General features: G+C 71.4%; 11 protein-coding genes. 7 read left to right on the top strand and 4 right to left on the bottom strand.

What is annotated here, in order from left to right; genetic code table 11:
- The first annotated feature begins 121 nt into the window (after positions 1-121).
- Positions 122-925, top strand: a complete 804-nt coding sequence (locus IZR01_RS44130) for an HAD family hydrolase (RefSeq protein WP_194927304.1) — start codon at positions 122-124, stop codon at positions 923-925.
- Positions 926-970: 45 nt separating this feature from the next.
- On the top strand, positions 971-1,777 hold the full coding sequence (locus IZR01_RS44125) for a metallophosphoesterase family protein (RefSeq protein ID WP_228555822.1): 807 nt from the start codon (positions 971-973) through the stop codon (positions 1,775-1,777).
- On the opposite strand, the gene IZR01_RS44120 is transcribed toward IZR01_RS44125, so the two are convergent.
- The 3 genes from IZR01_RS44120 to IZR01_RS44110 are packed head-to-tail and all read right to left on the bottom strand — an operon-like array spanning position 1,774 to position 5,248.
- The gene (locus IZR01_RS44120; protein WP_194927303.1) at positions 1,774-3,111 is read right to left on the bottom strand and encodes an MFS transporter; all 1,338 of its coding nucleotides are present in this window, start codon (positions 3,109-3,111) and stop codon (positions 1,774-1,776) included. The genes IZR01_RS44125 and IZR01_RS44120 overlap by 4 nt on opposite strands.
- Positions 3,108-4,271, bottom strand: coding sequence for a methyltransferase (locus IZR01_RS44115; RefSeq protein WP_323747274.1), 1,164 nt, complete (start codon positions 4,269-4,271; stop codon positions 3,108-3,110). The genes IZR01_RS44120 and IZR01_RS44115 overlap by 4 nt, the downstream gene beginning before the upstream one ends.
- On the bottom strand, positions 4,268-5,248 hold the full coding sequence (locus tag IZR01_RS44110) for a magnesium and cobalt transport protein CorA (protein WP_194927302.1): 981 nt from the start codon (positions 5,246-5,248) through the stop codon (positions 4,268-4,270). The genes IZR01_RS44115 and IZR01_RS44110 overlap by 4 nt, the downstream gene beginning before the upstream one ends.
- A gap of 117 nt (positions 5,249-5,365) precedes the next feature.
- On the opposite strand from IZR01_RS44110, the gene IZR01_RS44105 reads away from it, so the two are divergent.
- The 5 genes from IZR01_RS44105 (at position 5,366) to mshC (ending at position 10,044) form a co-directional block, all read left to right on the top strand.
- Complete coding sequence (locus IZR01_RS44105; RefSeq protein ID WP_194898474.1) at positions 5,366-6,076, top strand: histidine phosphatase family protein; 711 nt, start codon at positions 5,366-5,368, stop codon at positions 6,074-6,076.
- 65 nt (positions 6,077-6,141) lie between these two features.
- A complete protein-coding gene (locus IZR01_RS44100; protein WP_194898473.1) occupies positions 6,142-6,711 on the top strand; it encodes a DUF3090 domain-containing protein in 570 nt (189 codons plus the stop codon).
- Positions 6,708-7,583 (top strand): SCO1664 family protein, encoded by an 876-nt coding sequence (locus IZR01_RS44095; protein WP_228555820.1) that lies wholly within the window; start codon positions 6,708-6,710, stop codon positions 7,581-7,583. Before IZR01_RS44100 ends, IZR01_RS44095 begins: the two co-directional genes overlap by 4 nt.
- A 19-nt stretch (positions 7,584-7,602) precedes the next feature.
- Positions 7,603-8,547 carry a GNAT family N-acetyltransferase gene (locus IZR01_RS44090; RefSeq protein ID WP_194927301.1) on the top strand — a complete coding sequence of 315 codons (945 nt, stop codon included), beginning with the start codon at positions 7,603-7,605 and terminating at the stop codon, positions 8,545-8,547.
- A 177-nt stretch (positions 8,548-8,724) separates the two neighbouring features.
- A complete protein-coding gene (gene mshC / locus IZR01_RS44085) occupies positions 8,725-10,044 on the top strand; it encodes a cysteine--1-D-myo-inosityl 2-amino-2-deoxy-alpha-D-glucopyranoside ligase (protein WP_194898471.1) in 1,320 nt (439 codons plus the stop codon).
- Between the two features lie 24 nt (positions 10,045-10,068).
- Here the strand turns inward: mshC and IZR01_RS44080 are convergent.
- The coding region (locus tag IZR01_RS44080) for an MFS transporter (RefSeq protein WP_194927300.1) at positions 10,069-11,082 on the bottom strand (1,014 nt) is incomplete at its 5' end.

The following is an 11,082-nucleotide window of genomic DNA, read 5'->3' as shown; positions in this document are numbered from 1 at the left end:
GAGGGGTGAGGGGCTGGGGGTAGATGGTCGATGTGCGAAGTTCGCGAGGTACTGACTGTCGGCGTGCGAGGTGCTGATGGTCGGCGCGCTTCTCACCCCCGCCCCGCCGTACACTCCGCAAATGGAGCCCGATCCGTCGGCCGAGCCCGGCCCCGCCTTCTCAGCCGCCTTTCCAGCCACCTTCTCAGCCACTTTCACCGCCGTCGTCATCGATTTCTTCGGCACCCTCACCACCAGCGCCCCCGACGACCTGTGGCTCCGGGCCGCCGCCGCCAGCGCGGAGCCGTTGGGGCTGCCGGCCGGCCAGTGGCGCGACGTGCTCAGCACCTCGTTCGTGGAACGGGCCACCGGGGTGCTCGGCGATCTGACCGAGACCTTCCGCGTCCTGGCCCGGCGCTGCGGGATCGAGCCTTCGGAGGCGGCGCTGGCCCAGGCGTGCGCGGCCCGGGTGAAGGCACAGAACGCGCTGTTCGTCTTCCGGGACGACGCCGCTGCCGGCCTGGAAGCCCTGAAGTCCCGCGGCTACCGCCTCGGCCTGCTCAGCGACTGCACGCCCGAACTTCCCGTGGCGTGGCCGGGCCTGGCCGTCGCGCCGTACTTCGACACCGCGGCCTTCTCCTGCGTCGAAGGCGTCAAGAAGCCGGACCCCGCCTTCTTCCGTCTGGTCTGCGACCGGCTCGGCGTGGCCCCCGGCGACTGCCTCTACGTCGGCGACGGCGGCTCGCGCGAGCTGAGCGGCGCGGCGGCCGTCGGGATGACGCCGGTCATGTTGCGCGCCGATGACTGGCACCGCAACTCCGCGCACGACCGCGAGGACGACTGGACCGGTCCGGAGATCGGGTCCTTCACCGAGCTGATCAGGGAGATCGACGCCGCCGGTCTCAGTGCTCGGTCACTTCTCGCCCACCATCAGGACCGCGATTAGGCTTGAATCCCGGAAACAGCCGATTCGCCGCCCGGGAGGCCCACGATGTCCAGCATCGAGTATTACGGTCCCGCGTCCTGGGAGGGCCAGGCCAAGCGGTACGGTCCGGTGCGCCGGGTCGCGGTGCTGTCCGACGTCCACGCCAACGTCCCGGCCCTGCGCGCGGTGCTGGCCGAACCCGACGTGGCCGCGGCCGACCTGGTGGTCTTCAACGGCGACCTGACCTGGGGCGTGGACCCCGACGGCGCGGTCGCGGCGGTCTTGGGACTGGGCCGGCGCGCGGTCTGCGTGCGCGGCAACAGCGAGCGCTATGTCCGGCAGATCACCACCGGCGCCTACACCCCGGCCAACCCGCGGCAGGAGTGGGTGCCGGCCCGGCACGGCACCGGGGCACTGGCCTTCGTCGGGTCCTTTCCCTTCAGCGTGGTCGTGGACGTCCAGGGACTGGGCCCGGTCCGCTTCTGCCACGGCTCCCCCCGCAGCGACAACGAGGCGGTCACCCCCGGCACCTCCGAGGAGCGCTTCGGCGAGATGACCGCGGGCATCGACGAGGACATCCTGGTCACCGGCCACACTCACCTACAGTTCGATCGGCAGGTGGGCAGCCGACGCAGCATCAATCCCGGGAGCGTGGGGCTGCCCTTCCACCGCGGCGAGCCGGGCGTGGCCTACTGGGCGCTGCTCGGGCCTGACGTTCAGCTTCGGACCACTCGCTACGACGTCCGTGAGTCCGTGGCCGCCATCGAGGCTGCCGGCGATCCGGGGCAGGCGCGGATCGCCGAGCTGCTGCTTAAGCCGCCCACGCCGGAGGATGTCATTGCTGAGGCGGAGCACTTGGTGATGGTGGACTAAGCGCCGACCTCGGCAGCATCGGTCCCGGCAGCAGTACCAGTCTCAGCAGCAGTACCAGTCTCGGCAGTACCGGCCTCCGAGGCACCAGCCTCCCCACTGTCCGCCAAAACCTCCGTCACCCGGGCCCTGCGCATCGGCGAAAGCAGCGCGATCACCCCGGCGACCGCCATCCCGCCGATCCCGACCCACATCGCGGGCCGGTACCCCAGGTGCTGCGCCAGCAGCCCGCCGATCGGGGCGCCGAAGGTGATGGTGCCCCAGTTCAGTGAGCGGACCGTTGCGTTGACCCGGCCCTGCAAGCGGTCCGGGGTCGCCGATTGGCGGTAGGCCATCTCGTTCGGGCCGCTGGCGCCCAGTGCCAGCCAGGCGAAGAACTGCGCGCCGGCCACCATTGCCCAGCCCGCGGCGCCGTTGAGTGCCAGGGCGGCCAGGGACCAGGCGAAGGGTTCGGCTACTCGTTCGGCGACCATGATGCGGCCGACGCCGTCGCGGCCGAGGCGTTGGGACATGCCGTTGCCGATCACCGCGCCGACGCCGCCGGCTGCCAGGACCAGGCCGAGGCCGAAGGCTGCGCGGGGTGAGCCGGAGCCCAGGTCGCGCAGGACGAACAGGGTGAAGACCGTTCCGATGATGCTGGCGAAGAAGAAGCGTGCGTGCAGTGTCAGTGCGTAGGCGCGCATGATCGGCTGCTTGTAGACGAACCTGAGGCCTTCGCGTAGTTCGTTCCGCAGGTTCCGCGACTCGGCGTGCGGCACCGGCTCCGGGACTCGGATCGTCGCCAGCGTCAGGCCCGAGGCCAGGTACGACACCGCGTCGATCACCATCGACAGTGGAGCGCCGAGCGCCGCCACGAGGGAGCCACCGAGGAAGGGCCCGGTGGTCTGGGCCAAGGCCGTGGTCTGCTCCAGGCGCGCGTTGGCGACGGTCAGGCTGGCCGGCGGTACCAAGCGGGGCAGATACGACTGGTGCGCCGCGTCGTAGAGTAGGGACAGGGCTCCGAACACGAACACGAAGCCGGTCAGCTCGTAGATGTTCACGATGTGCACCGCGGCCAGTACCGCGACCACCGCCAGCAGCGTCCCGCGCACCAGGTCGGTCGCCACCAGGATCGGGCGGCGTCGATAGCGGTCCGCGACTACCCCGGCGAGCAGCCCGAACAGCAGATACGGCGTCCAGCGCGCCCCGTTGAGCAGCCCCACCTGCGTGTCGCTGGCCTTCAGCACCACCACCGCCAGCGTCGGCATCGCCACTGTCGTGATGTAGGTCCCGAACGTCGATACCGTGTCGGCGCCCCAAAAACGGGCGTAGCCGGGGTACGCGAACAGCTTCGTCATATGCGGACCGTGCGCAGCACCACGAACTTCGGATTGCTGGCCACCACATCGCAGTTCCCGAATAGTCGCTTCATTTTCGCGTGGTACCCCAGGTGCCGGTTCCCGACCACCCACAACTCCCCGTCGCGCCGCAACGCTGCCCGCGCCCCGGTGAACATCCGCCACGCGGTCGCGTCGGTCATCGCCTGGTGGCTGTGGAACGGCGGGTTGGTCAGCACCAGATCCACGCTGCCCGCCTCGAACCCGGCCATCCCGTCCGCGGCCCGGTACTCCGCGTTCCGCGTGCCGGGCGGGAACGTCGCGGCGAACGTGGCGCGCGCCGAGGCCACCGCCTGGTACGACTCGTCCAGGAACGTCAACGCCGCCTTCGGACTCGCCAGTGCCGCCGCCAACCCCACGACCCCGTTGCCGCACCCCAGATCGACGATGCGCGCCGCGTCGGACCGGCTCGGCAGGTGCTGGAGGAGGAACCGCGTGCCGATGTCCAGGTGATCGGCGGAGAACGTTCCGGCGTGATTGACCACGGGACGTCCGCTGGCGACCCCGATGCCGTCCGGCAGCCGATACGTCAGCGGCCACGGATTGTCGGGCCGGGCCAGGCCGGCCTCCGGTTCGCAGAAGATCAGTCGCGCCTTGCGCACCGCCAACGAAGTTCGCGTCGGACCCAGGATCCGCTCGAAGGCCTGAAGCGTCGAGGTGTGGATCTCGGTGACCATGCCGGTCCCGATGACCGCCGTGCCCGGACCGACGAACGGCTGCAACCGCCACAGCTGGTCCTCCAACAGCGCCAACGACTTCGGCACCCGGACCAGGAGCAGATCGATCGGTCCGGAGAAGTCCTCGACTGTCGTCGCGAGAACCGCGTCGGCTGGCGATTCACCGTTCCTGGAAAGGTTTTCGGCCGTCGCCTGCTGACCCAGATACGAATCAGAGATCTGTGTTACTCGGACCCCGGCCGCCGCCAGCGAGGTCGTGATCGCGCCCCATCGGTCACCGAACACCACGACCCGCCCGGACAGGTCCGCACCCGCACCGAGCTGTCGCACCAGATATTCGTCCGCCGCGTCCCAGGCCCGCAGCTGTTCCCGCGGATCCTCCGGAAAACGCGTCAGTACCAACTCGCTCGGCAGCACCGGCGTGCCGCCCACAACCCCGCTCACAGCCACTTCGCCCGCTTCAACAGCACATAAAGCGTCACGCACGCTATCGCCATGACTCCCAGCACGATGTAGTACGAGTAGTGGTAGTGCAGCTCCGGCATGTCGTCGAAGTTCATCCCGTAGATCCCGGCGATCGCCGTGGGCACCGCCAGGATCGCCGCCCACGCCGAGATCCGCCGCATGTCGTCGTTCTGCTGCACCGACACCCGCGACCGGTCCGCGTCCAACATGTGGTCCAGCAGCTCGTTCCACTCCCGGGCGGCGTCGGTGGCGCGCAACACGTGGTCGGCCACGTCCCGGAAGTACGGCTCGGTCTCCTTCGCGATCCGCTCCTCCTGCCCGGCGACCAGTGCCTTCGCCGGCAGCACCAGCGGCACCACGGCGCGCGCGAACACGATCGCGTTCCGCTTCAGCGCGTAGATCGGGCCGCCGTAGTCGCCGCGGCCGGGGGAGAAGACCTCGGTCTCCAGGGCGTCGATGGAGTCCTGCATCAGCTGCGCGTAGCCGCTGTAGGAGTCCACGATCAGGTCGGCGATCGCGTACAGCACCGCGCTCGGCCCGATCTGCAGCAGCTCCGGCTCGTCCTCGACCCGGTTGCGCACCCCGCTCAGCGGGTTGGCCGGGCCGTGCCGCACGGTGACCACGAAGTTCTCGCCGAGGAACACCGAGATCTCGCCGAGCTGCAACGGGTGGTGCGGGTCCGCCTCCAGCAGCGTCTTGAACACCAGGAACGTCGATCCCTTGTAGTGCTCCAGCTTGGGCCGCTGGTGCGCGCTCACGGCGTCCTCGACGGCCAGCGGGTGCAGCCCGAACTCGCGCGCCACCAGGTCCAGCTCGTCCGGCTCCGGTTCGAACAGTCCCAGCCACAGGAACGCCGAGGGGTCCCCGCAGCTCCTGGCCTCCTCCAAAGCATCCGACAGGTCCTCGGGTGCGGAGACCCGGCGGCCGTCACGGTAGGTCGCGCAGTCGACGATCATGCCGGCGATTATCCCGCAGCCCGGCGGGCCGGGCCGAATCCCGACTATCCCGCAGGCCGGCGGGCCCGGCCGAATCCCGACCCGTCGCCCGCGCCGGCTAGGTCGTAGGGTGAGGCTGTGACCCTGGTACTTCTGATCCGCCACGGCCGCACCACCGCCAACAGCTCCGGTGTACTCGCCGGCTGGACCAAGGGTGTGCGCCTGGACGAGCGCGGCGAGCAGCAGGCCGCCGAGCTGGCCAAGCGGCTGGCCGAGGTGCCGCTGTCGGCCGTGGTGTGTTCCCCGCTGGAGCGCTGCCGACAGACCTCCGACACCGTGCTGTCCGGCCGCGAAGGCGTGCCGGTGCACCTGGACGAGCGGATCGGCGAGTGCCGATACGGCGACTGGACCGGCCGGCCGCTGTCCGAGTTGGCCCAGGAGCCGCTGTGGAGGGTCGTGCAGGCGCATCCGTCCGCCGCGCGCTTCCCCGGGCCCGAGGGCGAGTCGATGGCCGACATGTCGGCGCGTGCGGTGGCCGCGGTGCGGGAATGGAACACCCTGATAGAGGCCGAACACGGACCGGAGGCGGTGTGGGCGCTGTTCTCGCACGGCGACGTCATCAAGGCGATCACCGCCGACGCGCTGGGCCTGCACCTGGACCAGTTCCAGCGCATCACCTGCGATCCGTGCTCGGTCACGGCCGTGCGCTACACCGAACTGCGGCCCTTCGTCGTGCGCCTGAACGACGTCGGCGGCGACCCGGCCCCCTACCGGCCCCCGGCCGAGCGTTCGCCATCAGCGGACGCGGACGCCGCAGTGGGGGGCGGCGCGGGCGCCGACAACGCATGAACGCATAGGCTTGATTGCCGGGCCCACACGAGGCCCTGAGCGCGAAGCTTGTAGGAGGAAACACGGTGTCACGGGAACTCTTCGTCTACGACCCCCCGGAGCGGTTCGTCGCGGGCACCGTCGGCCTTCCCGGGCACCGCACCTTCTACCTGCAAGCCGCCGACGCCGGCGGCCGGATCACCTCGGTGGCCCTGGAGAAGGAGCAGGTCGAGGCGCTGGCCGAACGGCTGGACGATCTGCTGGACGAGGTGGTGCGCCGCTCCGGCGGGGCCGCCCCGGTCCCGGCGATCGCCCCGCTGGAGCTGGCCGACGACAAGCCGCTGGAACAGCCGGTCTTCGAGGAGTTCCGGGTCGCGGCCCTGGCCCTGGCCTGGGACGGCGAGACCCAGCGGGTGGTGATCGAGGCGATGGCGCCGATGGAGGGCGAGGGCGAGCCGCCGCTGGGCGACATGGAGGCCGACGGCCCGCCGACCATGGTGGTCCGGCTCACCGGCGCGCAGGCCCGGGCCTTCACCTCCCGGGCCAAGGCCGTGGTGTCGGCCGGCCGGCCGCCGTGCCCGTTCTGCTCGCTGCCGCTGGACCCGGACGGCCACGTCTGCCCGCGCTCCAACGGCTACCGGCGGCGCGCCGCTTGAGCACCCCCGGAGCGGACGCCGCGGCCGAGCAGAAGGATCTCGATCCGGCCGCCGTGCTGGAGGTGCTGACGGCCGGCGAGCTGACCATCACCGGCCGGATCACCAACGCCTCCAACGCCACCCTCTACGGCTCGGTGGCGCTGAACGGCGTCACCTTGAACTGCGTGCACAAGCCGGTGGCCGGCGAGCGCCCGCTGTGGGACTTCCCCAACGGCACGCTGGCCGCCCGCGAGGTCGCCGCCTACGAGCTGTCCCAGGCCACCGGCTGGCGCATCGTCCCGCCGACGGTGATGCGCGAGGGGCCGTGGGGCCCGGGCATGTGCCAGCTGTGGATCGACACCCCCGACGAGGACGACCACGACCTGCTGGCCCTGCTGCCGGAGGACTTCGACGAGGACCCCGCCGAGACCGCCGAGACCGCCGGGTCCCAATGGCGCCCCGTCCTGTCGGTGGAGCTCAGCGATGGCCGCCCGGCGGTGCTGGCGCACAAGGCCGACGAACGGCTGCGCCGCATCGCCGCCTTCGACGCGGTGGTGAACAACGCCGACCGCAAGGGCGGGCACCTGCTGGTCGGGACCGCCGAACCGGACCACGTCTACGGGATCGACCACGGCCTGACCTTCAACGTCGACGACAAGCTGCGTACCCTGCTGTGGGGATTCAGCGGCGAGCCGTTGGGCGCCGAGGTCCGCGAGGTGCTGGCGAAGCTGGACCGCGACCTCGGCTCCGGGGAGTTGGGCGGCCGCCTGGCCGGCCTGCTGGACGCCGAAGAGGTGGCGGCCACGCGCGAGCGGATCAGGGAACTGCTGGACTCCGACACCATTCCGGGTCCAGAGGGGAGAAGGCGACCGGTGCCCTGGCCGCCGTTCTAGATATGAGTGTTCTCGAAGTATGAGTGTTCTCGAAACGAGTCAAAGTCCGGAGTTGTTGGCGGCGCATCAGGCCCGCCGGGACGCCGTCGATCCGATCCTGGCCCTTTCGAAGCCGCTGCCGAAGCCGGCCGCCGCGGACGTGGTGCTGAGTTGCCCCGGCGGCGTGGCGCTGGTGCGGAACACGGCTGTCGATCAGGCTTCCTTCGGCTACCTGTTCACCGCGGCCCACGAGAGCAAGCTGGCGCCGAAGGTCGACGGGCCGAAGGCGTTCGCCGAGTTGTTGGACCTGTGGGCCGCGCAGGATTGCTTCCGGCCCGGTCCCGACAGCATCGCCACCGTCACCTGGCCGTCGCGGGACACCGAGGTGTCGCGCGCTCTGATCGAGCGGGGATTCGTGCCGCAGTCGGCGCTCGCGGTGCGGCTCGCCGGGCGCGCTTTCGTTGGCGACGCGGCTCCGGACCCGACCCCAGCCCCGGACCTTGATGTCGTGGTTCGCCGCGCCGGGCCCGCCGACTCCGACGCGATGGCGCGGTTGTGGACTGAGCAACTGCACTGGGAGGTGCAGTTCGGCCATACCTCGATCCGGCCGACCACCCGGGAACGGGTGGCCGAGCAGGTCGCGCAGGCCGTCGGCGGCCAGGAGAAGCAGGCCTGGGTCGCCGAGCGGGACGGCGAGGTGGCCGGGCTGATCGCGATCCAGCCGCCCAGCCACGCCGCTTGGGCCGCGCACACCATCGGAGTCGCCCCGGCGGCCTATCTGACCTGCGGAGCCGTCGCGGCCGGCGAGCGCGGCAGCGGCATCGGCAGCGCGCTGGCCCGGCACGTCCACGCCGAACTGGACGCCGCCGGTGTGGGCGCGGTCCTTCTGCACTACACGATCGCGAATCCGCTGTCTGGGCCGTTCTGGAGCCGCTGCGGCTACCGGCCGGTTCTCACCGCCTGGTCACGCGGGACCGTCGGCTGAGACCGGCGGCGCACTCCGCTGAGACGGGCCCGGTCCACCGTTCGATCACCCGCGGCGCCCGGAACAAACGCCACCCCCGGCTCTGTTGCCCCAGGCAGCGGCTCCGCGCCGCCATCGACTCCTGCCCCCGTACCCGCACCCGGCACTGTCCGGACCGATCCCGATAGGATCATCCGCATGCACGCATGGCCCGCCCCCGAGGTCCCCGAACTGCCCGGTCACGGCCCCGCCGTCCGGCTCCACGACACTGCCGCGCAGGGCCTGGTGCCCACGCCGGCGGCGGCCCCCGGCGAGGCGGCCCGCATTTACGTGTGCGGTATCACGCCCTACGACGCGACCCATATGGGCCACGCCAACACCTACCTGACGTTCGACCTGATCCAGCGCGCGTGGCTGGACGCCGGGCACCCGGTGTCCTACGTGCAGAACGTCACCGACGTCGACGACCCGCTGCTGGAGCGGGCGCTGGCCACCGGCCAGGACTGGGTGAGCCTGGCCGAGTCCGAGACCGCGCTGTTCCGCGAGGACATGACCGCGCTGCGGATCCTGCCCCCGCGGCACTACGTCGGCGCCGTGGAGTCGATCCCGCTGGTCGTGGACCTGGTCATGAAGCTGCTGGCCCGCGGCGCCGCCTACGACGTGGACGGCGACATCTACTTCTCGGTCCACGCCGACCCGGCCTTCGGCTCGGTCGCGCACCTGGACGGCCCGGAGATGCTCGCCACCTTCGGCGAACGCGGCGGCGACCCCGGCCGCCCCGGCAAGAAGGACCCGCTGGACTGCCTGCTCTGGCAGGCCGAGCGCGAGGGCGAACCGTCCTGGGAACCGGGCGAGGCGGCGCGCGCCGCCGGCCTGAAGCCCGGCCGCCCCGGCTGGCACATCGAGTGCGCGGCGATCGCCCTGGAACACCTGGGCATGGGCTTCGACCTGCAAGGCGGCGGCAGCGACCTGGCGTTCCCGCACCACGAGATGGGCGCCTCCGAGGCCCAGGTGATCACCGGGCAGCGCCCCTACGCGCACAGCTACGTCCACTCCGGCATGGTCGGCCTGGACGGCGAGAAGATGTCCAAGTCCAAGGGCAACCTGGTCCTGGTCTCCAAGCTCCGCCAGGCCGGCGTGGACCCGATGGCCATCCGCCTGGCCCTGCTGGCACACCACTACCGCACCGACTGGGAGTGGACCGACGCCGACCTGGACGCCGCCCAGACCCGCCTGGCCCGCTGGCGCGCGGCCGTCTCCCGCCCGGACGGGGTCCCGGCCGACGACGTGCTCGCCGCGGTGCGCGAGCGGATCGCCGACGACCTCGACGCGCCCGGCGCGCTGAAGGCGATCGACGCCTGGGCGGCGCGGCAGGAGGCCGCGGACGCCGACGCCGACGCCGATGCCGACGCCTCGGCGGTGCGGGACACAGCGGCGCGGAACACGGTGGTGCGGAACACGGCGGCGCCGGGACAGATCAGCCGGATCAGCGACGCGCTGCTCGGGGTGGCGCTGTAGTCGTCTTCCCGCCTTCCCCCGCCATCAGCCCACGGTGATGTCGCGGCGGGTGCGGATCGGGCTGGCGAGGACCACGACCGGCACCACGAGCGTCGCCCCGGCGGCGCACCACAGCGCGGCGCGCGGGCCGTACCAGGTGGCGACCGCACCGGCGGCCAGCGCGCCGACCGGGATCACGCCCCACGAGAGGACCCGCACCGTCGCCATCACCCGCGGCAGCAACTCGGTCGGCGTCGCGGTCTGCCGGTAGGTGCGGGTGACGATGCTCGCCACCACGACCGTCGCGGCGAAGGCGGCGTTCCCCAGCGCGAACACCCCGGCGCCCCAGCCATGCCCGGCCAACGGCATCAGCGCGAACCCGAACGGGAGCGTCAGCGAGGCGATGAGCAACGCGCGTCCGCTACCGATGCGCCGCGTCAGACGCGGGGTGAGGGACGCACCGAACAGGCTGCCCAACCCCTCGGCCGCCATCATGGCACCGACCCACGCCGGGCCCAGGCCGAGCGTGCGCACCAGGAACAGGGGGGTCAGGGCCATCTGCGCGCCGCAGATGAAGTTCATGGCGGTCGCGTCCCACAGGTTCGCCCGCTGAATCGGCTCACGAATGAGGTAGTGCCACCCCTCGCGAACCGCCGCACGCACGCTGCCGCGCTGAGCCGGGCCCGCGTCCCGCACGGCCTTCGGCGGCCGCGGCACATTCCGCAACAAGAGCGCTGATATCAGATAGCTGACGACATCCACCACGATGGCACTCGCCGCCCCGACCGCCTGCACCAACGCCCCGCCGAGCGAGGGCCCCGCGAGGTTCGTCACCGCCTCGGCCCCCGACGTGAGGCTGTTGCGCGCAGTCAGCTCCTCCCTGCTGACCAGGAACGGCAGCATCGTCGCATTCCCGACGTCGAACACCACCGACGCCACGACCTCGTCGCCCGGCTCCAGCAGCGCCAGCAGCGCCGCCGCGATGGCCTCGGTGGCGGCGGCCGTGACCAGCACCTCGGTGTCCGGGTCGAAGTCCAGGCCGTAGAAGCGCTTCTGGTG

Source organism: Catenulispora pinisilvae (assembly GCF_015356865.1).
Lineage (GTDB): Bacteria > Actinomycetota > Actinomycetes > Streptomycetales > Catenulisporaceae > Catenulispora > Catenulispora pinisilvae.
The sequence above is the reverse complement of the archived record's forward strand: the minus strand, read 5'-3'. Positions and strand labels throughout refer to the sequence as shown.

Bases quoted from the DNA above. Each gene is read 5' to 3' on its own strand.
- IZR01_RS44110 (WP_194927302.1), bottom strand. From the start codon at position 5,248: ATGATCGTCGACTGCGCGACCTACCGTGACGGCCGCCGGGTCTCCGCA.
- IZR01_RS44125 (WP_228555822.1), top strand. From the start codon at position 971: ATGTCCAGCATCGAGTATTACGGTCCCGCGTCCTGGGAGGGCCAGGCC.
- IZR01_RS44130 (WP_194927304.1), top strand. From the start codon at position 122: ATGGAGCCCGATCCGTCGGCCGAGCCCGGCCCCGCCTTCTCAGCCGCC.
- IZR01_RS44120 (WP_194927303.1), bottom strand. From the start codon at position 3,111: ATGACGAAGCTGTTCGCGTACCCCGGCTACGCCCGTTTTTGGGGCGCC.
- IZR01_RS44090 (WP_194927301.1), top strand. From the start codon at position 7,603: ATGAGTGTTCTCGAAACGAGTCAAAGTCCGGAGTTGTTGGCGGCGCAT.
- mshC (WP_194898471.1), top strand. From the start codon at position 8,725: ATGCACGCATGGCCCGCCCCCGAGGTCCCCGAACTGCCCGGTCACGGC.